This window comes from Salibaculum halophilum, from assembly GCF_002094885.1.
In the GTDB taxonomy this organism is placed as follows: Bacteria; Pseudomonadota; Alphaproteobacteria; order Rhodobacterales; family Rhodobacteraceae; genus Salibaculum; species Salibaculum halophilum.
In genome coordinates this window covers 14,562-40,093 of sequence record NZ_MSIT01000012.1, presented here as the reverse complement: position 1 = coordinate 40,093, position 25,532 = coordinate 14,562, and the positions used below count along the sequence as shown (strand labels likewise).

Here is a 25,532-nt window from a genome sequence, read left to right as displayed (position 1 = left end):
CCGGCGATCCTGCCGGGTCAAAACATCACGAGGAGGACCGACAATGTCCAACACATCCATTCTTTCCACCGCCGCTGCCCTGATGCTGGCCTCTGCGCCGATGGCATGGGCTCAATCCGATGACATGGGCGACAACCCGACCGTCGGCGGCGCGCCGATGATGGCCGACATGAACATCATCGAGAACGCGGTGAACTCGCCGATCCACACGACGCTGGTCGCTGCCGTGCAGGCCGCCGACCTTGTCGAGACGCTGCAGGGGCCCGGGCCGTTCACGGTCTTCGCGCCCACCGACGCGGCCTTCGACATGATCACCGACGAGTCGCTCAACGCTCTGCTGCAGCCCGAGGCCAAGGACCAGCTGACGCAGATCCTGACCTGTCACGTCGTCGGTGCCGAGGCCTTCTCGGATGCCATCGGCGGCATGATCGCCGACGACGGCGGCGCCCATCCCGTGGAAACGCTGGGCGGCTGCACGCTGACGGCCGAAATGTCGGGTGGTGACATCACCCTGACCGACGAAAACGGCCGCGAGGCGACCGTGACCATCGCCGACGTGGACCAGTCCAACGGCGTCATTCACGTCATCGACCGCGTGATGCTGCCTCAGCAGTAACGGGGCGGTGGCCGGGCCCGGACTCTCGCCCGGTCACAACCCCGTGCGCCACGCCGATCAAAGGTCCCCTCGGCGTGGCGCATCCCCTATCCTGTGCAAAACCCCTTAAAGGAGGCATCGACATGAACCGCCGCGACTTTTCGATCCTGGCGCTGAGCACTGCCCTGTTCGGCGCGCGTTCGGCCCGGGCGGCCGAGGGCGACTTCGAGGTGACCCGCACCGAGGCCGAATGGCGCGCGATGCTGTCCGACATGGAATACCGCGTCATGCGCGAGGATGGTACGGAACCGGCTTATTCCAGCCCGCTGGACAAGGTCTACGAGCCGGGCCTCTACCACTGCCGCGGCTGTGACCAGGCGCTCTATTCGAGCGAGCACAAGTATGACAGCGGTACCGGCTGGCCGAGTTTCTGGCAGGCCCTGCCGGATGCCATCGCGACCAAGCCAGACCGCAAACTGTTGTTCGTGCGCACCGAATGCCATTGCGACCGCTGCGGTAGCCACCTCGGCCATATCTTCGACGACGGCCCGGACCCGACCGGAAAGCGGCACTGCCTCAACGGCGTGAGCCTCGTTTTCAAGCCGGCCTGACGCCGGTTCCGATCGGTAAACAGATCTTTTCCAACCGCGGAGCCGGTCCGCCCTTGTGGTGCCACAATGATCGGGTGAAACGCCCGAAAAGCCCGAGGACGTCGACCACATGACGGCACGAACACGCATCCGGACCGGTCCGACCGAAGGACAACGCGCGCGGCTGTTGGCCTTTCTGATCACCGGGCTGTTCGGCATGATCATGGGCTATCTCGCGGTGTTGCGGTTCGACGATGGCGCGCAGCTGGCGCAAGGCCTGAACTGGTACGAGACATGGATTGTCATTGCCGCCGGGGTCGGGGGGGTCTCGGCGCTTTGGCTGGCGGGCGATCGCGTGGGCCAGCATGGCCCCTGGGCGACGCCGCGGGTCGTCGCAGGCATGATCTGGGTCAGCCTGGTCGGGGCGATCATCGCGGGAACGCTCGCGCTGCCCGTCTACGGCACCATGTTCGCGCCGTTCACCTTGGTGGTGACGCTGCTGACCTCACCCCTGCTTGTCCTGTTCTGGACGGCTTGCATGGCAGCCGTGCACCTTTGCATGGTCACCTACCGCAGCGAGCGGGATTCGGTCTTCACGCCGAAGCGCCTCACCCAACCCGACTGCCCCGATAGCCTGCCGATCCGGGTACGCGGCCGTTTCGGCTGAGTCGCGCCGCGGGCGCGCCGCGCCGGACTATTCCTTGAAGCTGCGGCTGGCCTTGATCTGATCCCAGGCCCAGACCACTTCAGCCAGCTGTTCCTCCTGGCTGCGGTCGCCGCCGTTCATGTCCGGGTGTAGTACCTTGATCAGCTTCTTGTAGACCTTGCGGATCTCGGATTTCGTCCAGTGGTCCTTGGCCTCGAGGATCTCGATCGCCTTGCGTTCGGTCGGAGGCAGGCGGCGGCTGCCGTCCACCGACTTGCCGGGGTTCTGAGTGGCCTTTTCGCCCAGCACCTGGTGGGGGTCCTCGATGCCAAGGCGGGCCCAGGCGCGTTCCTCGGCGGATTTCTTGAACGACTGGGTGCCGCGTTCCCAGACCCGGTCTTTCTGGGTCTGTTCCTCCATGTCCTCCTCGGTGGAGGTCTCGAAGAAGTTCCACTTCAGATTGTATTCGCGCACGTGCGTCTTGCAGAACCAGTAGTAGTCGTCGAGCGTGTCGGGGTTCTTGGGCGCGCGGTACTTGCCAGCCTCTTCGCAACCGGGATGCTCGCAGACCCGGGTCGAGGTCTCGAAAGCCCCGGACATGCCCCGCCGGCCGCGCGGCTTCTTCTTCTTGGACGCCGACACCGAGATGTCGAAACCGAAGGGATCATCCTTGCGCATACCATCCACCTTTCCGACTCGGAGCGGTGAGTGTAATCCACACGACTGTATATTGAAGGGGGGCGGAAAAAATTATGGCACTTGAAGGCGAGATTCGGCGCAGCCTGCAAGAGGCGTTCGATCCCGAGCGGCTGGAGGTGGTCAACGAAAGCCACCTGCACGCGGGTCACGCCGGGGACGACGGCAGCGGCGAAAGCCACTGGCGCGTCGAGATCGCGGCGCCCGCCCTGGCCGAAATGCCCCGACTGGCCCGGCACCGGGCGGTGCACGCGGCGCTGGGGCCGGGCATCCTGGGGCGCATTCACGCGCTGTCGCTGGACATCCGCTGAGCCGCCGGACCGTCGTGCGCCGCTCCCTGCGCGCTTGCCAGGCAAGCCCGCAGGATCGCCCCGCCCGCCGTCCCCGGGGGCGGGGCTCAGAGGCCGAGCCGGGCCGAGACGATCTCGTTGACGGCCTTGGGGTTGGCCTTGCCGCCCGTGGCCTTCATCACCTGGCCGACGAACCAGCCCGCGAGCTTGGGGTTTTCCTTGGCCTTTTCCACCTGGGCGGGGTTGGCGGCGATGACCTCGTCGACCGCCGCCTCGATCGCGCCGGTGTCAGTGACCTGTTTCATGCCGCGGTCCGCGACGATCTGCGCGGGATCGCCGCCCTCGGTGTAGACGATCTCGAAGAGGTCCTTGGCGATCTTGCCGGAAATGTCGCCCTTGCCGATCAGGTCGAGTATGCCGCCGAGCTGGGCGGGGCTGACAGGGCTGTCGGTGATGGCGCGCTCGTCCTTCTTGAGGCGGCCGAAGAGTTCGTTGATGACCCAGTTGGCGGCCAGTTTGCCGTCGCGGCTGCCGGCGCCGCCGTCCACCACGGCCTCGAAATACGCGGCGTTCTCGTGTTCGGCGGTCAGCACGGCGGCGTCGTAGTCGCTCAGCCCGAAATCGGTGATGAAACGCGCCTTCTTGGCGTCGGGCAGTTCGGGTAGGTGGGCGGCGATATCGTCCACCCAGGCCTGCTCAATCTCCAGCGGCAGCAGGTCGGGGTCGGGGAAATAGCGGTAATCATGCGCCTCTTCCTTGGAGCGCATGGAGCGCGTCTCGCCCTTGTCGGGATCGAAAAGTCGGGTTTCCTGCACGACCTCCTGGCCGTCCTCGATCAGGGCGATCTGGCGCCGCGCCTCGTGGTCGATCGCCTGCTGGATGAAGCGCATGGAATTCATGTTCTTGATCTCGCAGCGCGTGCCCAGATGCGAGAAATCCTGGCTTTCCATGTAGCGCTCGTAATCGCCGGGCCGGCAGACCGACACGTTGACGTCGGCGCGCAGGTTGCCTGACTGCATGTTGCCCTCGCAGGTGCCGAGATAGCGCATGATCTGGCGCAACTTGACGATATAGGCGGCGGCCTCCTCGGGGCCGCGAATATCGGGGCGGCTGACGATTTCCATCAGGGCAACGCCGGTCCGGTTGAGGTCGACGAAGGACATGTGCGGGTCCATGTCGTGGATCGACTTGCCTGCGTCCTGTTCCAGGTGGATGCGTTCGATGCGCACCCGGCGCGCGGTGTCGTCGCCCATTTCGACCAGCACCTCGCCCTCGCCCACCAGCGGGTGGTAAAGCTGCGAGATCTGGTAGCCCTGGGGCAGGTCGGGATAGAAGTAGTTCTTGCGGTCGAAGGCCGAGGACAGGTTGATCTCGGCGCGCAGGCCAAGCCCGGTGCGCACGGCCTGGGCGACGCAGCCCTCGTTGATGACGGGCAGCATGCCCGGCATGCCCGCATCCACGAAGGCGACATTTGAATTGGGTTCGGCCCCGAATTGCGTCGAGGCGCCGGAGAACAGCTTGGCCTGCGTGGCGACCTGGGCGTGCACCTCCATGCCGATCACCAGCTCCCAGTCGCCGGTGGCACCGGAGAGCGTCTTGGGCCGGGGGGCGTCATGGGTCAGGTCGAGCATCGCGGGTGGCCTCTTCAAGCTGCTGCGCAGTCCGTTTAGGTCAGCCGCGACAGGCTGGCAAGGGGCACGACGCCCGGACCGGGGGCGCCGCGTGCGGCACGGCCCGCTCTAGAATCGCAGCAGCGGCCGGCGCGTCGCCTTGATCAGGCTGACGGTCTGGCTGCCTTCCTCGCCCAGCGCCAGCGTCGCGCGGCGCAACACCTCGATGCCCTCTTCCGAGGTTTCGGGCAGGGCGCTGGCGGCGATGGGTTCGCCCACGGTGACGACGTAGGGCTGGTCGGCCTTGTTCAGCGTCTCGTGGAACAGCGTGATGTCCTTGAGCGACGAATGCAGCACGTCGAAAAGGTAGAACAGCACCGAGTTGCGCGCGCGCATGTTCACCGGGATGACCGGCAGGTCGAACTTGCGCGCCAGCATCGCCGCCGAGGGCATCCATGGGCGTTCGTGCAACTGCAGCCCGCGCCGCTGGGCCAGCCGGCCCGAGGGGAACATGACGCCCAGCCGTTCCTCGCGCACCGCGCGGCGCATGTAGGCCATGGTCTCGCGCGTCTTGCCGTGGCTGCGGCGGTCCTTGCGCCATTCGACCGGGGCGATCATGTCCTCCATCTGGGGCATGACCGACAGGATGTCCTTGTTGGCGAAATAGAAGGCGTCGGGGCGCACACGCGACAGCAGCCCGTGCAGGATGATGCCGTCCGCGATGCCCGTGGGGTGATTGGCCACCACCAGCGCCGGGCCCTTGGCGGGGATGTTGTCGAGGCCGCGGGCGGTGACATTCTCGCCCAGCAGGTGGAACATCTCGTCCATGATGGTGGCGCTGGGGGCGTCGCGCAGGGCCGTGGCGATATCCACGGTGCGCTGGTACGACAGCGCGCGGTCGAGCGCCTTGCGCGCCAGCGCCGTGCCGGGCCGGTCGGCGAATAGCCAGGGCGCGCGGTCCTCGATCAGCGGGTCGATACGGTCTTTCATGGCCCCACCTTCATCACGAACGGGTGACGATTCCACGACATACTATCATATCGCGGCAATTCGGCGCGCTTTCGCCCGATTTCAACCGGGGCGCAAGGAAAATGGGTGCCGCTCGTGCGCGATCCCGGCCCGATCCAGCGCCTCCGTGAGGGCGTCGGCCGGGGCGGGCAGCTCCGGCGGCAGGGGGTGCGGTCGCCCGGCGGTGTCGACGATCGTCAGGCGATACCCCGCGTCCATCCGCCGGTCGAGGCGCAGGTGCGCGATCTCGGCGGCCGGCATTGCCCCGTCTCGGCGCCCGGACAGCCAGGTCAGGCGGTCCGGGTAAATGGCCAGCCACACCGGCCGGTCGGTGATCCAGTCGACAAGGGCGGGCAGGGCGAAGAGCCCGATCAGCCCGGCCCAGACAAGCGACAGGTCGATGACCCGCACGGCCAGCGCCAGCCCGCCCCAGATCGCCAGCGCGAGCGCAAGGTTTACCGGGCGGCGCCCGCGGCGTTCGAACCGGGCCAGGGGCGGGGCGCCGGCCGTCAATCGGACCCCGAGAGCATCCGTTGAACCATCTCGGCGCTGTCGCGCGACAGGTCGGGCTTGGCGGCGAGGTCCTGCAGCACGGCCTTGATCCGCGCCTGCCGGTCGGCGTCATAGCGCCGCCAGGTCTCGAAGGCCGTGCTCATCCGCGCGGCGGTCTGCGGGTTGACCGCGTCGAGCCGGGCCAGCCAGTCGCCCAGCAGTCGGTAGCCCTTGCCCGAGGGGTGATGAAATCCGGCCGCATTGGCCGCCAGGCTGCCGAAAACGGCGCGAAACCGGTTGGGATTGCGCCATGTGAAATCCGGGTTGCGCGTCAGGGCCTCGGCCACGTAGGCGGCGCGGTCGGGGGCGGCGCGGGCCACCTGTAGCCCGAACCACTTGTTCATCACCAAGCGGTCCTGCTGCCACTGGCCGCGGAAGGTTTCCAGCTGATCCGCGCCCTTGCCGATCGTCAGGAGACAGGCCAGCGCCGCCAGCTGCCGGGTCATGTTGTCGGCCTGGGCGAATTGCGCCGCCGCCGCTTTGCCCCCGTCGAGCCGGCTGACCAGGGCGAGCACGGAATTGCCAAGGCTGCGTTTGCCGGCGTTTTCGGCATCGGCGCTGTCGGGGTCGGTTCCGGCCGTGTCGGCCAGCAGGCGCGGCAGGTCGTCCTGCATGTGCCGGGCCATGGCCCCGGTCAGGGTCTCGACGGCGTCGTGGATGGCCATCGGGTCGGGGGTCCGGCCCCGGTCGAACAGGGTCTGCGCCAGGTCGTCCTGGCTGGGCAGGTCCAGCACCAGCGCGCGGAATGCGGGATCCAGCGCGGCGTCGCGCAGCATGGCCGCCACCGCGTCGAGGTAGGCGGTGTCGGGGGCAGCCGCTTCGGTGACCATGCGGCACAGCAGGTCGCGCGCGAAGGCGCGCCCGGCCTCCCACTTGTTGAAGGGGTCGGTGTCATGCGCCATCAGCAGGGCGCGTGTGGCATTGTCGGTCTCCTGCGACAGGATCACCGGGGCCGAGAAATCCCGCAGGATCGAGGCGACGGGCCGGCCCGAGAGCCCCTCGAAGGCGAAGCTCTGCTGTGCCTGAGTCATCTCCAGCACCCGGGTGGGCAGAACCTCGTCGCCCTCGGGCGTCAGCAGGCCCACGGCGATGGGGATGACCTGCGGCGCCTTGTCGGGCTGGCCGGGGGTCGGCGGCGTGTGTTGGGTGAAATTCAGGTGAAAGACGCCGTCGCGCCAGTCCTCGGTCACCGACAGGCGTGGTGTGCCCGCCTGCGTGTACCAGCGCTTGAACTGCGCCAGTTCGCGGCCCGTGGCATCCTCGAAGACGGCCAGCCAATCCTCGATCGTGCAGGCCTGCCCGTCGTGGCGTTCGAAATAGAGGTCGAGCGCGTGGTAGTAGGCCGTGTCCCTGACCAGCCGCTTGAGCATGCCGATCACCTCGGCGCCCTTTTCATAGACGGTGGCGGTGTAGAAGTTGTTGATCTCGATATAGCTTTCGGGCCGCACCGGGTGGGCCAGCGGGCCGGTATCCTCGCGGAACTGGCGCGCGCGCAGGGCGATCACGTCGTCGATCCGCTTGACGGCGTGGGAGCGCATGTCGCCGGTGAACTGCTGGTCGCGGAACACCGTCAAACCCTCTTTCAGGCACAACTGAAACCAGTCGCGGCAGGTGATGCGGTTGCCCGTCCAGTTGTGGAAATACTCGTGCGCGATGATCGCCTCGATCCGCTCGAAATCGGCGTCGGTGCTGGTGTCGGGGCTGGCCAGAACGCAGGAGGAATTGAAGATGTTCAGCCCCTTGTTTTCCATCGCGCCCATGTTGAAATCGTCCACGGCGACGATGTTGAACACGTCGAGATCATACTCGCGGCCATAGGTCGTTTCATCCCAGGCCATCGCGGCCTTGAGCGCCGCCATCCCCCAGTCGCATTTGCCCTCATCGCCCGGCCGGACCCACAGGTTGAGCGCCACGTCGCGGCCCGACCGGGTCGTGAAGCTGTCGGACTGCGCCACCAGATCGCCCGCGACCAGCGCGAAGAGATAGGCCGGCTTCGGCCAGGGGTCGTGCCACTCGGCAAAGCCCGGCCCTTGCGCCTGCGGGTTGCCGTTGGACAGCAGCACCGGCGTCGCCTCTGGCGACCCTTCGATGCGCACCGTGAAGGGGGCCATGACGTCGGGCCGGTCGGGGTAATAGGTGATGCGGCGGAAGCCTTCGGCCTCGCACTGGGTGCAGAACATCGCGTTCGACAGGTAGAGCCCTTCGAGCGCGGTGTTGGCGGCCGGGGCGATCTCGACCTCGGCCTCCCAGGTGAAGGGCGCGTCGGGCACGGCACAGCTCAGCCCGGTGTCCGTCACCTCGGGGCGGACCGCGGCCCCGTCGATGCGCGCCCATTTCAGGTCCAGCCCCTCGCCATCCAGCCAGAAGGGGCCGGGCACGTCGCGATTCGGGCGGAACCGCATGCGCGAGATCACCCGCGTCGCGTGCGGGTCCAGCCGAAAGGTCAGGTGAACCTCGTCGACGTGATAGCCGAAGGGGCGATAGTCGTGCAGGCGGATGGCCTGCGGGGCGGCGTCCTTCATGGTCTCTCCTGTTCGGGGCAGGGCGCAGCCTAGGCCCGCCGGGGCGGGGCGGCAAGCCTTGGCGGGGCGGCCTGCCGCGTTATATCGCGCGCCATGTATGTGGCCTGGTTCAAACGGGATCTGCGCGTTCAGGATCACGCGGCGCTCGCGGCGGTGCCCGCGGGGGCGCCGGTGCTGCCGCTCTACGTGGTCGAGCCGGAGTACTGGGCGGGGCTGGATACCTCGGGGCGGCAATGGGAGTTCACCGCCGAATGCCTGGCCGCGCTCGGGGCCGATCTGGAGCGGCTGGGCGCGCCGCTTTGCGTGCGAACCGGCGACGTGGTCAAGGTGCTGGAAGAGATGCACCGCCAGCGCCCGATCACGGCGCTGCTCAGCCACGAGGAAACCGGCAACGGATGGACCTTTGCGCGCGACCGCCGGGTGGCCGACTGGGCGCGCGGCGCGGGCGTGCCCTGGCGCGAGTTCCCGCACTCGGCGGTGGTGCGGCGGCTGGACACGCGCGACCGCTGGGCTGCGCGCCGCGAGGCGGTGATGCGGGCCGATGTGATCCCCGCGCCCACGCAGCTCTCAGGGGTCGCGATGCCCTCGGACCCGCTGCCGACGGCGGCCGACCTCGGCCTGCCGCCCGATCCCTGCCCGGGGCGTCAGGCGGGCGGCCGGCCGGCCGCGTTGGACCTTCTGGACAGTTTCCTGACCACCCGCGGGCAGGACTATCGGCGGGCCATGTCCTCACCCCTGGACGGGGCCGAGGCCTGTTCTCGCCTCTCGCCGCATTTCGCGCTGGGCACGCTGAGTGTGCGCGAGGCAGTGCAGGCCACCGCGGGGCGGCAAGCGCAGGTCCGCGAGGCCGGACGCCGTGATGGCTGGGCCGGCTCGCTGAAGTCCTTCCAGAGCCGGCTGGCCTGGCGCGACCACTTCATGCAGAAGCTCGAAGATGAACCGGCGCTGGAGTGGCACTGCCTGCACTCCGCCTACGAAGGCCTGCGCGGCGATGATCCCGAGGTGCGCGCCGCCTGGGCCGAGGGGCGCACCGGCCTGCCCTTCGTCGATGCCTGCATGCGGTCGCTGATCCACACCGGCTGGCTGAATTTTCGCATGCGGTCCATGGTGATGGCGGTCGCCTCCTACCACCTCTGGCTCGATTGGCGGGCGACGGGCGAACACCTGGCGCGGCTGTTCACCGATTACGAGCCGGGCATCCACTGGTCTCAGGTGCAGATGCAGTCCGGCACCACCGGCATGAACACGGTGCGCATTTACAACCCCGTCAAACAGGGCCACGACCAGGACCCGACCGGCGCCTTCACGCGGGCCTGGGTGCCGGAACTGGCCCCGGTGCCCGACGCGCTGTTGCAGGAGCCCTGGCGCTGGGACGGTGCGGCCGGTCTGGCCTATCCCGCCCCGGTGGTCGATGTCGCGGCCGCGGCGCGCGCCGCGCGCGAAAAGGTCTGGGCGGTGCGACGTGGCGCGGGTTTTCGCGACGAGGCGGCGCGCGTGGTCGACAAGCACGCCAGCCGCAAGGACCGCGCCGGGCGCTTCGTCAACGACCGCGCCCCGCGGCGCAAAGGCGCGCAGGGCGACACTCGCCAAATGAAACTGGACCTGTGATGGCCCGGATGCGCCGCAAGTCCGACTTGCCGCAAAAGACCTGCGCCAGCTGCGGGCGGCCCTTCACGTGGCGGCGCAAGTGGGCGAAGGACTGGGAGAACGTGCGCTATTGCTCGCAACGCTGCCGCCGCGCGGGCAAGGTCAAGGGGCAAGCCTGACGGGCAGGCGCGCCTTGCCGCGCAGGCCCAGCCGCTTGAGCATCGGCAGATCCGCGGCCGGTTCGGCCAGTCGCGCGCCGGGGTAGCGGTCGAACAGCGCGCGCGTGGCGATCAGCGCCTCGGTGCGGGCCAGCTGCATGCCCATGCAGACATGCGTGCCATAGCCGAAGCCCAGGTGCCGGTTGGGCCGGCGCTCGGCCCGGAAGGCATGCGGGCAGGGGGCCTGGGCGCCGTCGCGGTTGGCCGCGATCAGCAGCGGCACCACCCGGTCGCCGCGCTGCAAGGGCTGGCCGCCCAGGGTGACGGGCCGGGTGACGTGAAAGGCGTTGGTGAACATCACCGGAGAATGAAAGCGCAGAACCTCCTCGATGAACAGCGGCCAGGCCTCGGGGCGGGCCTGCAATTCCTCGCGCAGCTCGGGCGCTTGCAGCAGGGTGGAAATGGCGTTGCCGATCAGATGCGTGGTGGTGTCGAAGCCGCCGATGAACAGCGCCACGACCATGGCCAGCAATTCGTCATCCGACAGCGTCCCGGGGTCGCCGTCGTGGACCCGCACCAGATCGCCGATCAGCCCGGTGCGGCCGCCCGCGCGGCGCACCGCCTCGAAATCGGCGCGAAAGTGGCGCGACAGCCGCCACAGCCCCGGAACCGCGCGGAAGAACCCGGGCACGCTGGCCACCGATCCCACCGGCGTGACCCAGCGGATCACCCGCGCGCGGTCGGCCTCGGGGATACCCAGCACCTCGCAGATGGCCAGCAGCGGCAGGCGGCGGTTGTATTGCGCCACCAGATCGACGGGCCGGTCGGGGGGCAGATCGTCCAGCAGGCGGGCGACGATCTCCTCCAGCCGCGGGCGCACCCGGTCGATGCCGATGGTCGAAAACCCCGGCGCCGCCAGCCGCCGCAGGCGGGCGTGTTGCGCGCCATCCAGCATGGTGACATTGCGAAACAGCGGGTGGACGAAGCGTGGCGCCCACCAGAAGAACCGCTCGGGCGGCGGGTTGCCGGCGGTGACGGGGTTGCGGCAGAAGGTTTCGGCGTCGCCCAGCACCCGGTGGCTGTCGGCGTGGGTCGTGGTGGCCCAGACCCGGCCGAGGATGGGCAGCCGCAGGCGCACCAGCCGGCCCTTTTGCCGCAGCCCCTCGATCAGCGGGGCCGGGTCCTTGAGAACCTCCTGCGCGTGAAGATCGGGTCCCATGGTCGTGGCGTCCTCGTGTCGCGGGGTGCCCGTCACCGGCCAGGCACATGTGCGCAGGCGCAGGGGACGGCCCGCTTTGCAATCTACTGCATGTTCCATATTTAGGGGAAAGGAAAACGGGGAAAAAGACATGGCTCGACCGGTCGTCGGCATCATCGGCAACGCGCATCTGATCAACGACGAATATCCGGCCCACGCGGGCGGATCGATGAATTCGGCTGCCGTGTCGCGGGTGGCCGACTGCCTGCCAGTGATCATCCCGCCCGACCCCGAATTGGTGCAGGTGGACGAGCTGCTCGCGGCCTGCGACGGCTTCCTGCTGACCGGGGGGCGGCCCAATGTCCACCCGGCGGAATACGGCGAGCCCGAGACCGAGGCCCATGGCCCCTTCGACCGCGGCCGCGACGCCATCACCTTGCCGCTGGTGCGCGCCTGCGTCGACCGGGGCCAGCCCCTCCTCGGCCTGTGCCGCGGCTTTCAGGAGGTCAACGTGGCCATGGGCGGCACGCTGCACCCCGAAATCCGCGACCTGCCCGGGCGCGACAACCACCGGATGCCCCCCGACGGAACGCTGGAGGAAAAATTCGCCCTGCGCCACACGGTAACGCTGTCGGACGCCGGCCCCTTCGCGCGGCTGTTCGGCGCGCGGCAGGTGCTGACCAACACGCTGCACGGGCAGGGCATCAAGGCGGCTGGCGACAGGGTCGTCATCGACGGGCACGCCCCCGACGGCACGCCCGAGGCGCTCTACGTGCGCGATGCGCCCGGCTTCGCGCTGGCGGTACAGTGGCACCCGGAATGGAATGCCGATCAGGACGCGGTCTCGCAGCCGCTTTTCGCAGCCTTCGGCGCCGCCTGCCGACGCTGGGCGGTTCGGCCGCGCGCGGTCGTGCAAAGCGCCTGAGAGGGCGCGGGCCGTTGGCCTGCGGTGCAGCCGGGAACCGGGCCGGCGCCCTTTTCCTGGCCGACTGTGTCCTGAGCGCATCAACCCGGCCTGCTTTCAGGCGCCCCGTTGGCGGATCAGTTGATCGGGCCGCTATGCGGGCAGATGGTTGACGCTACGTAATATGGGGTGATTCCGTCATTGAACAGGTCCGGCGCCGGTGGCCCGGATCGCCTTTCCGTCCACCCCGAAAGATTGGTACAGGTCCATTTGTTGGGGAAAAACCATGACGAACTTCGCACGACTTCTCATTACATCGTCGGCTCTCACGCTTGGTGTGCTGGTCACCGGTGCAGCGGCACAGCAAGCCTCCACTGCAAACCTGATCTTCGCGGTCGACGTATCCGGGTCCATGGGGAGTGAGCACAACTTCCTGCCCGGCTTTGCCACCGACGTCGACACCGCGCTTGCCGGGGCGGGCTTTTCGGACGTGAACTTCGGCCTGACCGGATACTCCGTCGGTGGCTAGGGACGCGATTTCAGCGTCGGCGGGGCGCTTTTGGGCAGCGCGGCGGACTTCGGCACGGCCACGAGCAACCTCTCGCTGAGCGGCGGCACGGAGGATGGGTTTGCCGCCATCGACTTCGTGCTGAACACCTATAATATCCCGGCCGGCGAAAGCACGACGATCATCCTTGTCACGGACGAGGACCGCGACAATACGGACACGTCGCTGACATTCGGCAGCATTTCGCAGGACCTGAACGACGCCGGGGTCAACCTCGTGTCGGTCGTGAATGCGACTCTTGAAGACAGCAGCAACACAACGGCCATCGCAACCGACGGCAACACCGCCTACTTGCAGGACGGCACCGGCTTCACCACGGCGCCGTTCGGCAGTGTGACCAGCGCCGCCGGCAACACCGAGGCGGACTACATCGACCTGGCCTTTGCCACGCCCAACGGCTGCACCGCCGACCTCAACCAACTGCGCGCCGGGGATGACACGGCAACGGCATTTTCGGCCGTGCTGCGGCAATGCCTGACCATCGCCGCGACCGGCGGTGGCGGAACCCAGACCGTTCCGCTCAACCAGTATCGCGACACCACCAGGACCGTCATGGACAACCACCGGGCGCAGGTGCGGCGCATGGCCTATGGCCTTGGGGTCGATTTCGACACCGCAAGCGCGCAGGTTAGCATGAGCACGCGGGACCAGAGCACGGCCTTCGACATGGGCGGGCTGCGCGGCTACTTTGCCGCCACCGGATACCGGGGCGATTTCGAGGCTTTCGCGACGAACGTCGGGCTGGAGTATGATGGCGGCGGGTTCATCCTCGGCGCCGATCAGACCCGCGATTACGCCGGGGGCCACCTGCGCTACGGCCTGTCGCTTGGGTTCGACAAGGTCGATGCGACCCTCGACGCCTCGCAAGGGTCACTGGAGACCGAGAGCACCACGCTGCAGGCCTATGCCGCCTACAGTCAGGACGAGGGGCTCTATGCCCTCGGGCACGTGCAGGCCGCGTGGCACGACTTCACCAACACCCGGATCGCAGGCGCGACTTATGTCGGCACGACGGACGGCCGCTCGTTCGGCACCGAAATCGAGGCCGGCTACGGCATGAAGCCCATCCCGCTTGGCGGCGACGGCCCGGGGGCAGCGATGCTGCAGCTGACCCCCTTCGCCGCGATCGGGTATGAGCACCACAGCGTCGATGGCTACACCGAAAGCAACAACGGCGTGACGGTCGCGGACTTTGACGAGGACGCCCTCTATGCCCGGGTCGGGCTGAGAAGCGAGATCGATTTCACCCATGCCGGAAACCGCTTTTACGGAGCGCTCGAAATCTCGGCCACGGATCGCCTCGACGGCTACACGCAGGCCGTGCCGCTGAACGGCGGGGTCGACTCGACCCTAATCTCCTCGGCCGACGACAACCGCGTCGACGTTCGCCTCAAAGCCGGAGCCGAAATCAACGGCAACAGCAGCGTGTTCGTGAACATCGACGGCGGATACTCCGACCACGCGGAGCAATACGCCGCGACCGCCGGTTTCGAAATGAAGTTCTGAGCGGTCGGGCCAGGCATTGGGCCGCGGTCGGCAGACCCGCGGCCCCGGTCCAAAAGGGATGCCCCGGATTGAACGCCGGGCATCCCTTTTTCATGGGCGATGCTGATCAGGTCCGAAAACCCTGCGCCGGGGGGCGTGTCACTCGCGGATCAGGCGGGCCTCATGGGCCTTGAGGCACCGCCGGGCGGTTCGGCCGTATTGGGTCAGGTCGCTGCGCAGGGCCGGAAACAGGGTGAACAGCTCTTCGCGCGCCGGATCGCCCAAGGCGTCCACGCCATGGCTGCCGGGGTGAAAACTCTCGGTCGGGGTGCCGTCGGCAAAGACGATCTCGTGCTGGTCCAGCAGGAAGTGGACGTAGGTGACCGCGCCGCCCGCCTCCCGGGTCACGGCCAGGTCATCGACAAGGTGCGTGGCCGCGACCAGCACCTCGGACTGGCCGAACAGAAGCTCGGCCCGGTAGCCCTGGAAAAGCAGCCGGTGCTGGGGGGAGACGAGAAGCTCCGTCTGCAGGCCGGGCAGGACCCGCGGCGCGATGCGCACCGGCGCCAGCGCGCCCGTCGCGGGGACCGTGCGCGCCTCGATCCAGCGGACCGGTTGCAGCCCGTGGTCGCGCGTGATCACCATGTCGCCCTTTTGCAACTGTTCGACCGGGACGGCGCCGCGTGCCGTCGCGATCCGCGTTCCGGGGGTAAAGCAGATGATGTTCTCGATGCCCGAGAAGGTCAGGACCGAGCCATCGTCCAGCGTGACCGAGCCGTCCTGGCTGGTGTTGCCGCTGGCGTTGGTGAAGGTGTTGTCGATGGTCAGTGACGAAATATCGGCCAGGTCGCCGAGTTGCAGTGTATCGCCGCCGCCCGGGGTCTCGTCGGTGCCGCCGCCGTCCAGGGTGACCGCGCCGGTGCCGGCTTCGCCAAGGTCCTCCAGCACGAAGGTGTCGTCGCCGCCGCCGCCGGCGACGGTGTCGCCCTCGGCAAAGGTCAGCGTGTCGTCGCCCGCGCCGCCGGACAGGTCGTCCAGCCCCGTGCCGCCGTCGAGCGCGTCATCGCCGGCGCCGCCGCCGATCGTGTCGTCACCCGCCTCGCCGTAAAGGGTGTCGTTGCCGGCGGTGGCCTCGGGTCCGATGATGAGGGAACTGTCGGCAAGGTCCTCTGTCGGGCCGCTGGGCGGCGTGACGGTGCCCGAAATCACTTCATTGCCCGCATTTTCCCAGTGCCGTACCTCGATGGTGTAGACCTGCCCCGCCTGCAGCGTCACCGTGCCCGAACTGGTCGTCGCGGCCTGATGGCCGTCGTTGTCCATGAAGGTGCCGGTCGCGCCATCCTGGTCCCAGGTGAGCGGGTCGCCGTTCTGGTCGAAGATCCGGATTGTCGAACCGTCGTCCGAGGTGGTGGAGAACGTATGGGTGCCGGTGTCGGTGGCTTCGAGTTGTGACGTGTAGATAACGCCGAAGTCGTCCGGGTCGCCGGTGGTCCCGCGTGCATCGTGGACCAGCCCGGCCGAGTCGAAAGTGTCGGTCTCGCCGCTGCCCCGAAGCGTTCCGGACTCGATGTCGAAGGCTTGACCGTCCGAGGAGTTGAAATCGCGGTCGTAGACCTCGTAGGTCCACTGGCCGTCGGTGCCGGTCCCGTCGCCTACGATCGTGTCATCGCCGGCGCCGCCATAAATCGTGTCGTCGCCGTTGCCGGGGGCGGCCGGTGGCGTGGTCGCCGTGACCGAGACGTTGTCGACAAGAAACTCACCCTCGCCCGATCCGGCCGGGTCGACGATCTCAATACTGATCGGCTCGCCGTTCAGTGCCGCATCGTCAACCGTCGAGGTAACGGTGACGGACTGCAGCGTGTCGAGGTCCCCGGTGCTGCCGCTGACCGTGCCGATGACGGTATTGCCGGCCATGATATTGAGCGTGTAAGGCTGATCGCCTCCGTCGCTGTAGGACCCGTCGCCGATATCGACGCTCATCTCGTAGGTGGTGCCGGCGGAATAGGTTTCGGCCAGGGTCTGCGAGATGGTCACGCCGCTGCCGCCACTGCCGCCCGAGTAGAGGTAGGCGACGTTCTCGCCCTCGACCGTCGTCGGGTCGACCTCGGAACTTGTCGGGTCGTAGTCGCCGGCTTCACCGGAGCCGCTGTCGGTTATCGTCCAGCCCGGGATGCCTTCGGAATAATCGCCATCACCGTGGCTGGTCTGCTCAAACCCGGAATTGGCGACGTCCAGGTCCGTGGTCCCGCCCGTGCTGCCTGCGCCATCGCCTTCGATCGTGTCATCGCCGGCGCCGCCATAAATGGTGTCGTCGCCCGCGCCGCCCGAGATCGTGTCGTCCCCGGGGGCGGCGGGCACGGTGTCGAAATGCACGTCGCTGAGCCAGACCGCCTGCGTGCTGTCCTGATCGTTGGCGTAAACGACCTCGATACTCGAAACCGGGCCGGCGATCTCCACCAACGCCGAGCCGCCGGCTTCGTCGAAATTCTCAACCACTTCCTCTGCGGTGATCGTGTTGCCCGACAGCGTGTCGCCGCCCCCGAGGGAAAAGGACACCGGCATCGCGTTGCCTTCTGCGTCGAAGGCATTGACCGTCACGACGTCGGTGTGGCTTCCGCCTGCCCAGTCGATGTCGTTCAGGCGGAAACTGACGTTTTCGACAGCCCCGGTCACGCTGCCCGATGCGGCCGCGAAGTCGATCGTCGTGGTCGAGGTGGCCCCGTCGCCATTGCCGAAAAGCCGCGCGTTCGAGTTGCTGTCGAAAGGATCGCCGGCCTCGGTATAGACCGTATCCGTCGTTTCGACATCGATCGCTGCGTTGTTGTTGCCGTCGTCGCTGAAGGACACGGTCACGTCGGTTTCGCCGGTGTTCTGCGTGAAACCGGCCGAGAGATCCGCACCGTCCGCGGCCTCTGCGGCCCAGCGCAGGACTTCGCTGGACGCGGTGCCGCTGGTGCCGGATTGGAAATCGCCGTAGATCGTGTCGTTGCCCGCGCCGCCCTGGATCGAGTCGTCGCCGGCCCCGGCTTCGATCACGTCGTTCAGCCCGTCCGAGCCGTCGACCATGTCGCCCTCGGGATCGCCCGTGTAGGCGACGTCGATCGTGTCGCTTCCGCCGGTGCCTTCGACCGTGCCGTCCGAGAAACCTTCGCTGAAATCGGCATAGCTGAAAGCCGGGTCGCCTGCGGTGACGTCCGGGTTGCTGTCATAGGCGACGACTTCGTAGGTGGTCGTCGGGTCGAGCGGTTTCTCGGACAGGGTGTAAGTGCCACTGGCGTCGCCGTCCTCGACATCGAATTCGACGATCTGGAATTCCTCGGTGGTGGTCTGGTCGCGAACGGTCCAGGCGCGTTCGGCATCGACGTCCGACCCGATCGAGGTCAGCCCGTTCACCGTGACATCGGCGGTGGCGCTTTCGTTGCCGTTGGAATCGTCGTCGAGCGTCTGGCCCTCGATCCCCGCTTCGGTGTCGGTGATCGTGGCGCTGCCCTCGGCGGTGGCTGGACCTGTCCAGGTGAAGGTATCCCCGATCCCCGTCGGGAGGATCGACATCGGGTCTTCATCATAGAAAAGAACGTCATTCGTCGGCATTGCCAGCCCCTTGAAATCTTGCGCGCGCGTCCCGGCCGCCGCACGGCGCCCGGTCTACCGGTGGGTTTTGCAGACTGAGTTAAGGGAACAATTCGTCACAATTTCGATGCGGCCGGTCCGTTTTGAGGGCATTTGCGGCACCGGGGGGCAGGGCGCCGCAATGTTGCCAGAATGGCGCGGCCCTGCGCGGCTCGATTCGCGGATACAGTCTCGACATTCGAGAACGCGACTGGAATAGTCCGCGCAGCCCATGGCCGGGTTGCCAGTCTCTTCAGGAGGATTGCGTTGCCGCGACACCCTTGTCCCTTTCAGGTTTGCATGGGATTTCCCGGCTGCAGGAACGTACCGCATCGCCAAGCGAAGACGGGCCGTCCGGCGTCCGCGCGAAAGTCCGGAGCATGAGTCTGCTGCGCTGGATCGACGTGCCGCCGGTCTGGCTGGCGCTGGCGCTGGCCGCGGCCTGGCGGCTGGGCCAGTGGCGGCCCTTCGGCCTCAGCTTTGGAGGCGACTGGATCGGCTTGCCCGGCGGGCTGCTGGTGGGGGCGGGACTGGTGCTGATGGCCCTTGCCGTGGCCGAGATGCGGCGCCAGCGCACCACCGTCATCCCCCACATGGAGGCCGATCACCTGGTCCGCACGGGCATCTTCAAGCGCACGCGCAACCCCATCTACCTTGGCGACGCGCTGGTGCTGGCGGGGCTGGTCCTCTACTGGGACGTGCCGGTTGCGCTGCCGCTGGTGCCGGTTTTCGTCTGGATCATCGAGCGCCGCTTCATCCTGCCCGAGGAAAAGCGCCTGCGCCGCAAGTTCCGGCAGGACTTTTTTCGCTACACCGAGGCGACCCGGCGCTGGCTGTGACACCCGGGGCGAGCGGTCGCATTTGCCGCTGGCGGCGTCGCACCGGCTTGAGAAATTTTGTTGCGCGCGATAGGCACGCGTGACTGCCGAAACGAAAAGGGGGACTGGCCCGTGAAAATCGGTGCACCGAAGGAAATCATGGAGGGCGAGAACCGGGTTGCGATGACCCCGGCCTCGGCCCGCGATCTGCAAAAGCTGGGCTATGACTGCGTGATCGAGACCCGGGCCGGGGCGGCCGCGGGGTATTCCGACGCGGACTACAAGGAGGCCGGTGTCGAGATCATCAAGACCGGCGCCGCGCTTTACAAGGCCGCCGATGTCGTGGCCAAGGTCCGCGTGCCCACCGAGACGGAGCTCAAGCGCCTGCGCGACGGGCAGACGCTGATCACCTTCTTCAACCCCGCCGAAAACGCCGACGGGCTGGAGCTGGCCAAGTCCAAGGGCGCGAACGTGATCGCCATGGAAATGGTACCCCGGATCAGCCGCGCGCAGAAGATGGACGCGCTGTCCTCGATGGCCAATGTCGCCGGCTACCGCGCGGTGATGGAGGCGGGCAACAACTTCGGGCGGTTCTTCACCGGCCAGATCACCGCCGCCGGCAAGGTGCCGCCGGCGCAGGTGCTGGTCGTCGGGGCGGGTGTCGCGGGCCTCGCGGCCATCGGTGCCTCGACCTCGCTTGGCGCGGTCACGCATGCCTTTGACGTGCGCCCCGAGGTGGCCGAACAGGTCGAGAGCATGGGCGCCGAGTTCGTCTTCCTCGACTTCGAGGAGGACCAGCAGGACGGCGCCTCCAGCGGCGGCTATGCCGCCCCCTCCAGCCCGGAGTTTCGCGAGGCACAACTGGCCAAGTTCCGCGAGCTTGCCCCGCAAATGGACATCGTCATCACCACCGCGCTGATCCCGGGCCGCGAGGCGCCCAAGCTCTGGACCGAGGACATGGTCAAGGCGATGAAGCCCGGCTCTGTGATCGTCGACCTGGCGGCCGAGCGGGGCGGCAACGTCGAGGGAACCGTCAAAGACGACAAGGTCGTTACCGACAACGACGTGACGATCATCGGCTACACCGACTACCCCAGCCGCATGGCCCGGCAGAGCTCGAACCTCTATGCCACCAACATCCGCCACATGCTGACCGACCTGACCCCCGAAAAGGACGGCCAGCTCGTGCACGACATGGAGGATGACGTGATCCGCGGCGCCACTGTGACCCACGGCGGCGAGATCACCTATCCGCCGCCGCCGCCCAAGGTGCAGGCTATCGCGGCGCAGAAGAAGCCCGAGGTCAAGGAACCCACGGCCGAGGAAAAGCGCGCCGCCGAGGTCGCCGCCTTCAAGGCGCAGACGCGCAACCAGGTCACGCTGCTGGGCATCGGCGGGGCGCTGATCCTGCTGGCGGGGCTTTATGCGCCGGCCAGTTTCATGCAGCACTTCATCGTCTTCGTGCTGGCCGTCTTCGTGGGCTTCCAGGTGATCTGGGGCGTGGCGCACAGCCTGCACACGCCGCTGATGGCCGTGACCAACGCGATCTCGTCGATCATCATCCTCGGGGCGCTGATGCAGGTCGGCGCGGGCAGCTGGCTGGTGGTCGTGCTCGCGGCGGTCTCGATCTTCATGGCCGGGATCAACATCTTCGGCGGTTTCCTCGTCACCCGGCGCATGCTCGCCATGTTCCAGAAATCCTGAAGGGGAGCGGACAATGGACTTCGGATTCACCATCGCGGCCTATGCGGTCGCCGCTGTTCTCTTCATCCTGTCGCTCGGCGGCCTGTCGGGCCAGGAAAGCGCCAAGCGCGCGGTCTGGTACGGCATCGCGGGCATGGCCGTCGCGGTGCTGGCCACGCTGGTCGGGCCCGGGGCGGGCTTCTGGCTGCTGTCGCTGGTCCTGATTGCCGCGGGCGGCGCGATCGGCGTCTATGTCGCGCAGCGCGTCCAGATGACCGAGATGCCGCAGCTCGTCGCGGCGATGCACTCGCTGGTGGGCCTCGCGGCGGTCTTCGTGGGGTTCAACGCGCACCTCGAAATCGGCCGCGTCGCCGCCACCTATGCCGCCGCCGACCTGCCCTTCCCGCAGCCCGAGTACGGGGCGCTGGCGGGCGCCGCCAAAGAGGCCGCCGAGGGCTTCCGCGGCTTTGCGGCCATCGTCGCCAAGAAGACGGCCGTCGAGATCAATATCCTGCGGGTCGAGCTGTTCCTTGGCATCCTGATCGGGGCGGTGACCTTCACCGGCTCGGTCGTGGCCTTCGGCAAGCTGGCCGGAAAGGTCTCCTCGAAGGCCGAGAAACTGCCCGGCGGTCATGCCCTGAATGCGGGCGCGGCGCTGGTCGCGCTGGCCTGCCTGGTGTGGTATCTCAGCAGCGGCGGGCTTCTGGCGCTGGTCATCATGACAATCGCCGCGCTTTTCGTGGGCTACCATTTGATCATGGGCATCGGCGGCGCGGACATGCCCGTCGTCGTCTCGATGCTCAACAGCTATTCCGGCTGGGCGGCGGCGGCGATCGGCTTCAGCCTCGGCAACGACCTGCTGATCGTGGTTGGCGCGCTGGTGGGCTCCTCGGGCGCGATCCTGTCCTACATCATGTGCAAGGCGATGAACCGGTCCTTCATCAGCGTCATCCTCGGCGGCTTCGGTGGCCCGGCGGGCGCGCAGATGGAGGTCGAGGGCGAACAGGTCGCCATCGAGGCCGACGGCGTTGCCGCGGCCCTGGACGAGGCCGACAGCGTGATCATCGTGCCCGGCTACGGCATGGCCGTGGCGCAGGCGCAGAACGCCGTCAGCGAGCTGACGCGAAAACTGCGCGGCAAGGGCAAGGAGGTCCGTTTCGCCATCCACCCGGTCGCCGGGCGGCTGCCGGGGCACATGAACGTGCTGCTGGCCGAGGCCAAGGTGCCCTACGACATCGTGCTGGAGATGGACGAGATCAACGAGGACTTCCCGGAGACGGACGTTGTCATCGTGATCGGCTCGAACGACATCGTGAACCCGGCCGCGCAGGACGACCCCAACAGCCCCATCGCTGGCATGCCGGTGCTCGAGGTCTGGAAGGCGAAACAGGTTGTCGTCTCCAAGCGCGGCCAGGGCGCGGGGTATTCGGGCATCGAGAACCCGCTGTTCTTCAAGGATAACACGCGCATGTTCTACGGCGACGCCAAGGGCTCGGTCGACAAGCTGCTGGGCCTGATCGACTAGCGGCGTGTAACCCGCGAGTGGCTCGGGGCCGTCCTGCGGGGCGGCCCTTTTCGTTTGACAGGGCGCCGGGGGCCGGGGTCAGGTCTAAACGGTTGCCGCGCCGGAGGCCCGCGCCCAAGTTCCCGGCGCCAGCGCGTCCACCGCATGGGGGCCGATGCGCCAGCGCACCAGCCGCAGCGTGGGAAAGCCGATATGGGCGGTCATGCGCCGCACCTGCCGGTTACGCCCCTCGGTCAGGGTGATCTCGATCCAGCGGTCCGGCACCGATTTGCGAAAGCGCACCGGCGGATCGCGCGCCCAGATCGCGGGCGGGGCGATCAGCCGTGCCTGCGCCGGGCGCGTTGGCCCGTCCTTGAGCGTGACGCCGTCGCGCAGCGGCGCCAGATCGGCCTCGGTCGGGGCACCCTCGACCTGCACCAGGTAGGTCTTGGGCGTCTTTGACCGCGAGTCGGCGATGCGGGCCTGCTGGCGGCCGTCGTCGGTCAGCAGTAAAAGCCCCTCGCTGTCGCGATCCAGGCGCCCGGCAGGATAGACCCCGCCCGGCAAGGCGAAGCCCGACAGCGTCGGCCGCGTGGTGGGCGACCTGGTATCCGTGAACTGGCACAGCACGCCCATCGGCTTGTTGAACAGGATCAGCATGGGCCCGGTGATAGCGGCTTGACGCGGGGCTGTCTGCCCCCCCCTTGCGCCGGCCGCGCGGCGCGGTTGACACCGGGCAGGCCGCGCGCAACGTGAAAACCCCCGGCGATATCAAGACCTTCGGCCCCGGTCCGGCGGTATACGGTTGTATCCATATAACATATTGTTCTTGAAGGAATTTCGCCCTTTCCCGTGGGGCGGGGCTGGCCTATGGTGCAAAGACAACTGCGGCCACGGACAGGACGGACGATGACCGGCATCCAGGAACACCCCTTGCGCTTCGCGGTGGCCAACGAGCTGCACGCGCGGCCCTTTCCCCAGATCGAGGCGCCGTGCCGGGCGGCCTTCCTGGCGCTCAAGCCCGCGAAGAACGCGGCGCAGCGCGACCGGGCAGAGGATCTCGCGCACCTCAAGGCGCTGCTGGATCGGTATGCCGCGCCCCACCCCGAGGAGGGGGCGACGCATTACTTCGGCCAGATCGGCAAGTATCACCTCAAGTGGGAAAGCCACACCGAGTTTGTCACCTACACGATCTTCGGCGACGGGGTGTCGGATACGCCCTTTGATGCGCGCACCTTCGCCGTGTTCCCCGAAGACTGGCTGGCGGCTGCCCCGGGTATGCGCGTGACCTCGGCCCTGATCCGGGTCGAGGTGCAGGAGGGCGACGCGGGCATCCCCGAGAAACTGGCCGACTGGTTCGTCGCCGACAGCCTGGCGGTGAGCCGGGTTCTGGACGATGCCGCCGTCACGGCCGCGGATTTCCGGATCGATCCCGGCGGGCACATGCGCTTTGCCGTCTTCGCGCGGCCGGGCACGGGAGCGCGGCGCGTGGGCCGCGTGATCCAGCGGCTGTGCGAGATCGAGACCTACAAGGCCATGGCGATGCTGGGTTTTTTCAGCTCGAAGGAGCTGTCGGGCAAGCTGGTCGGGATGGACGAGCGGCTCAGCGCCCTGACAAGCGAGTTGAGCGGGGCGGGATCGAACGATACCGAAAGCACCCTGCGCCAGCTGCTGCAGGTCTCGGGCGAGTTGGAGGATCTGTCCACCGGCGTCGCCTTCCGCTTCGGGGCCACCGGTGCCTACGAGACAATCGTCAACCAGCGCCTGCAGGTCCTGCGCGAGGCGCGGTTCAACGGCCGCCAGACCTTCGCGGAATTCATGATGCGCCGGTTCGACCCGGCGATGCGCACCGTGGCCTCGACCAAGGACCGGCTGGAGGCGATGTCGGCCCGCGCGCTGCGCGCCTCGGACCTGCTGCGCACCCGCGTGGACGTGCAGCTGTCGCGCGAGAACAAGGTCTTGCTGGAAAGCATGGACCGGCGCGCCGACCTGCAACTGCGCCTGCAGCAGACGGTCGAGGGGCTGTCGGTCGTCGCGATCAGCTATTACGCCGTGAACCTGGTGTTGAACCTGACCGGCCCGGTGGGCCTGCAGCTGGGCCTCGACAAGCCGCTGCAGGCGGCGGCCGTCACGCCGCCGGTGCTGCTCGGGGTCTGGGCCCTCGTGCGGCGGATTCGCAAGACGGTGGAGTGAGCAGCCGCCGGCCGAGAAGCCCGCCCGCGCCGATGGCGGCCAGTGCCAGTATCGCCGCGAGGCCGAGGGTCGGCAGGCCCGACAGCCCCGCGCCGACGGTGCAGCCGCCCGCCAGCACGCCACCCAGCCCCATGAGCGCGCCGCCGGCGAGCGCGCGGCCCGTCTGCGCGGGCGTGGTGAAGCTCTCCCAGCGGAACTCGCGGAAGACCAGCGCGGCGGCCAGCGCGCCGCCGATGGTGCCGCCCACGAGGCCGACGCCGAAATTGGCCGGGATCGAGCTGGAGGCGATGGCAAAGAAGAGGCTGTCCGCCCAGGTCGCGGTGAAGGCGAGGCTTTCCATCGCGATCGGGTCGAAGTCATCCTGCAGCACCCACCCCGTGCCGACCCAGCCCAGGGGCACCAGCGCACCCAACAGCGCCGCCCCGGCAAGCGCCCGGCGCGTGGCGCCCGAGCGCAGGGCCGCGGCGAGGGCGGCAAGGGCGATGGCCCCGGCCCAGACCAGCCCGCCGCCGGGCAGGGCGGCCAGCGAGGTGACCTCGCCCAGCGGGGCGGTCACGCTGCCCAGCGCCGTGCGCAGCGGGGCCAGAACGCCCTTGAGCGTGGCATGCGCCACCACGGCAAAGAGCAGCAGGACCGTGAGCGCGCGCAGGTTGCCCTGGCCCGTCAGCACGGTAAGCCGCGAGGCGCAGCCGCGGGCCAGGACCATGCCGATGCCGAAGAGCAGCCCGCCGGCGAGGATCGCCAGCCAGGGCAGGTCGGCGGCAAGAAAGCGGTGGCCGGCGAAGCTTATCCAGCCCTGCGCAACGGCGGCCTGGGTACCTGCAAGGGCCACGGCGAGGGCTGTCAGCCAGACCCCGGCGGCGGGGCCGCGCTCGCCGGGCGCGCCGGCGATGGCGCGGCGCAGGCAGAACCGCGTGCGCTGGGCCAGGAGGCCGAAAACCAGGCCGAGGGCCGCGCCGAACCAGAGGGCGGCCTGCGGGGCGGTGAGGGTCGTGAACCCGAGGTCGGCGAACATGGGGCATCTCCGGTCTGTTGGGGCTGGGTCCGCAAATATGCGCCTCGGCGGTCTCGATCAAAGCAGAGGCCCGGAATGCGCGTTCGGGGCGTGGCGGGTGTTCGGCTGCGCTGTTCGCGTGGCACGGCGCGCGTGGACCGCCGGTTTCGCGCGCCGCGGTCGCGGCAAACGGGTTTCCTTATCTTGTCGTTTTCGGCACCGCGTGACCGGGCTGGTCACCGAACCGAGCACGGGGTGCGCGGCCGAGCCGTGGTCGCGGTGTGGCCGGGACATCGCTGGTCGGGCGCGCCCGGGCGTGACG

Annotated in this window: 22 protein-coding genes; 13 read left to right on the top strand and 9 right to left on the bottom strand. The window is 68.1% G+C overall.

What is annotated here, in order from left to right:
- The first annotated feature begins 43 nt into the window (after window positions 1–43).
- The 3 genes from BU124_RS09605 (at window position 44) to BU124_RS09595 (ending at window position 1,852) form a co-directional block, all read left to right on the top strand.
- On the top strand, window positions 44–616 hold the full coding sequence (locus BU124_RS09605; protein WP_084863140.1) for a fasciclin domain-containing protein: 573 nt from the start codon (window positions 44–46) through the stop codon (window positions 614–616).
- 122 nt (window positions 617–738) lie between these two features.
- Entirely contained in the window at window positions 739–1,206 is a 468-nt protein-coding gene (gene msrB, locus BU124_RS09600; protein ID WP_084863138.1) for a peptide-methionine (R)-S-oxide reductase MsrB, read from the top strand.
- A 166-nt stretch (window positions 1,207–1,372) separates the two neighbouring features.
- Window positions 1,373–1,852 carry a hypothetical protein gene (locus BU124_RS09595; RefSeq protein WP_084863136.1) on the top strand — a complete coding sequence of 160 codons (480 nt, stop codon included), beginning with the start codon at window positions 1,373–1,375 and terminating at the stop codon, window positions 1,850–1,852.
- A gap of 27 nt (window positions 1,853–1,879) precedes the next feature.
- Here the strand turns inward: BU124_RS09595 and BU124_RS09590 are convergent, their stop codons facing one another.
- On the bottom strand, window positions 1,880–2,509 hold the full coding sequence (locus tag BU124_RS09590) for a J domain-containing protein (protein WP_084863134.1): 630 nt from the start codon (window positions 2,507–2,509) through the stop codon (window positions 1,880–1,882).
- A 74-nt stretch (window positions 2,510–2,583) separates the two neighbouring features.
- Here BU124_RS09590 and BU124_RS09585 point away from each other — a divergent pair, with 74 nt between their 5' ends.
- Window positions 2,584–2,838 (top strand): BolA family protein, encoded by a 255-nt coding sequence (locus BU124_RS09585; RefSeq protein ID WP_084863132.1) that lies wholly within the window; start codon window positions 2,584–2,586, stop codon window positions 2,836–2,838.
- Window positions 2,839–2,924: 86 nt separating this feature from the next.
- Here BU124_RS09585 and gatB read toward each other — a convergent pair whose 3' ends face one another.
- The 4 genes from gatB to pepN all read right to left on the bottom strand — a co-directional run bounded on the left by gatB (window position 2,925) and on the right by pepN (window position 8,509).
- Window positions 2,925–4,448: an Asp-tRNA(Asn)/Glu-tRNA(Gln) amidotransferase subunit GatB gene (gene gatB / locus BU124_RS09580; RefSeq protein ID WP_084863130.1), complete on the bottom strand. Its 1,524-nt coding sequence runs from the start codon at window positions 4,446–4,448 to the stop codon at window positions 2,925–2,927.
- Between the two features lie 108 nt (window positions 4,449–4,556).
- Window positions 4,557–5,417 (bottom strand): 1-acyl-sn-glycerol-3-phosphate acyltransferase, encoded by an 861-nt coding sequence (locus BU124_RS09575; protein ID WP_084863128.1) that lies wholly within the window; start codon window positions 5,415–5,417, stop codon window positions 4,557–4,559.
- A gap of 81 nt (window positions 5,418–5,498) precedes the next feature.
- Entirely contained in the window at window positions 5,499–5,948 is a 450-nt protein-coding gene (locus BU124_RS09570; protein ID WP_084863126.1) for a hypothetical protein, read from the bottom strand.
- Window positions 5,945–8,509: an aminopeptidase N gene (pepN, locus tag BU124_RS09565; protein WP_084863124.1), complete on the bottom strand. Its 2,565-nt coding sequence runs from the start codon at window positions 8,507–8,509 to the stop codon at window positions 5,945–5,947. Before pepN ends, BU124_RS09570 begins: the two co-directional genes overlap by 4 nt.
- A gap of 93 nt (window positions 8,510–8,602) precedes the next feature.
- Between pepN and BU124_RS09560 the strand changes: the two genes are divergently transcribed.
- Window positions 8,603–10,117: an FAD-binding domain-containing protein gene (locus BU124_RS09560; RefSeq protein WP_084863121.1), complete on the top strand. Its 1,515-nt coding sequence runs from the start codon at window positions 8,603–8,605 to the stop codon at window positions 10,115–10,117.
- Window positions 10,117–10,275 (top strand): DUF2256 domain-containing protein, encoded by a 159-nt coding sequence (locus BU124_RS09555; protein ID WP_084863119.1) that lies wholly within the window; start codon window positions 10,117–10,119, stop codon window positions 10,273–10,275. The genes BU124_RS09560 and BU124_RS09555 overlap by 1 nt, the downstream gene beginning before the upstream one ends.
- Here BU124_RS09555 and BU124_RS09550 read toward each other — a convergent pair.
- A complete protein-coding gene (locus tag BU124_RS09550; RefSeq protein WP_084863117.1) occupies window positions 10,259–11,473 on the bottom strand; it encodes a cytochrome P450 in 1,215 nt (404 codons plus the stop codon). The two genes, BU124_RS09555 and BU124_RS09550, sit on opposite strands and share 17 nt — an antisense overlap.
- A 130-nt stretch (window positions 11,474–11,603) precedes the next feature.
- Between BU124_RS09550 and BU124_RS09545 the strand changes: the two genes are divergently transcribed.
- The 3 genes from BU124_RS09545 to BU124_RS09535 all read left to right on the top strand — a co-directional run bounded on the left by BU124_RS09545 (window position 11,604) and on the right by BU124_RS09535 (window position 14,430).
- Window positions 11,604–12,377, top strand: coding sequence for a gamma-glutamyl-gamma-aminobutyrate hydrolase family protein (locus tag BU124_RS09545; protein ID WP_084863115.1), 774 nt, complete (start codon window positions 11,604–11,606; stop codon window positions 12,375–12,377).
- Window positions 12,378–12,642: 265 nt separating this feature from the next.
- Complete coding sequence (locus BU124_RS09540) at window positions 12,643–12,885, top strand: hypothetical protein (RefSeq protein WP_084863112.1); 243 nt, start codon at window positions 12,643–12,645, stop codon at window positions 12,883–12,885.
- A gap of 30 nt (window positions 12,886–12,915) precedes the next feature.
- Window positions 12,916–14,430: an autotransporter outer membrane beta-barrel domain-containing protein gene (locus BU124_RS09535; protein WP_084863110.1), complete on the top strand. Its 1,515-nt coding sequence runs from the start codon at window positions 12,916–12,918 to the stop codon at window positions 14,428–14,430.
- A 138-nt stretch (window positions 14,431–14,568) separates the two neighbouring features.
- Here the strand turns inward: BU124_RS09535 and BU124_RS09530 are convergent, their stop codons facing one another.
- Window positions 14,569–18,000 (bottom strand): Hint domain-containing protein, encoded by a 3,432-nt coding sequence (locus BU124_RS09530; protein WP_084863107.1) that lies wholly within the window; start codon window positions 17,998–18,000, stop codon window positions 14,569–14,571.
- Between the two features lie 407 nt (window positions 18,001–18,407).
- Between BU124_RS09530 and BU124_RS09525 the strand changes: the two genes are divergently transcribed.
- The 3 genes from BU124_RS09525 to BU124_RS09515 all read left to right on the top strand — a co-directional run bounded on the left by BU124_RS09525 (window position 18,408) and on the right by BU124_RS09515 (window position 22,044).
- Window positions 18,408–18,857, top strand: a complete 450-nt coding sequence (locus tag BU124_RS09525; protein WP_084863254.1) for a methyltransferase family protein — start codon at window positions 18,408–18,410, stop codon at window positions 18,855–18,857.
- Between the two features lie 111 nt (window positions 18,858–18,968).
- Window positions 18,969–20,540 (top strand): Re/Si-specific NAD(P)(+) transhydrogenase subunit alpha, encoded by a 1,572-nt coding sequence (locus BU124_RS09520; protein ID WP_084863105.1) that lies wholly within the window; start codon window positions 18,969–18,971, stop codon window positions 20,538–20,540.
- A gap of 13 nt (window positions 20,541–20,553) precedes the next feature.
- Complete coding sequence (locus BU124_RS09515; protein ID WP_084863103.1) at window positions 20,554–22,044, top strand: NAD(P)(+) transhydrogenase (Re/Si-specific) subunit beta; 1,491 nt, start codon at window positions 20,554–20,556, stop codon at window positions 22,042–22,044.
- Between the two features lie 84 nt (window positions 22,045–22,128).
- Here BU124_RS09515 and BU124_RS09510 read toward each other — a convergent pair whose 3' ends face one another.
- Window positions 22,129–22,683 (bottom strand): pseudouridine synthase, encoded by a 555-nt coding sequence (locus BU124_RS09510; protein WP_084863101.1) that lies wholly within the window; start codon window positions 22,681–22,683, stop codon window positions 22,129–22,131.
- 249 nt (window positions 22,684–22,932) lie between these two features.
- On the opposite strand from BU124_RS09510, the gene BU124_RS09505 reads away from it, so the two are divergent.
- A complete protein-coding gene (locus tag BU124_RS09505) occupies window positions 22,933–24,216 on the top strand; it encodes a DUF3422 family protein (RefSeq protein ID WP_084863098.1) in 1,284 nt (427 codons plus the stop codon).
- Here the strand turns inward: BU124_RS09505 and BU124_RS09500 are convergent.
- Window positions 24,152–25,231, bottom strand: coding sequence for a YeeE/YedE family protein (locus tag BU124_RS09500; protein ID WP_084863096.1), 1,080 nt, complete (start codon window positions 25,229–25,231; stop codon window positions 24,152–24,154). The genes BU124_RS09505 and BU124_RS09500 overlap by 65 nt on opposite strands.
- Between the last annotated feature and the right edge of the window lie 301 nt (window positions 25,232–25,532).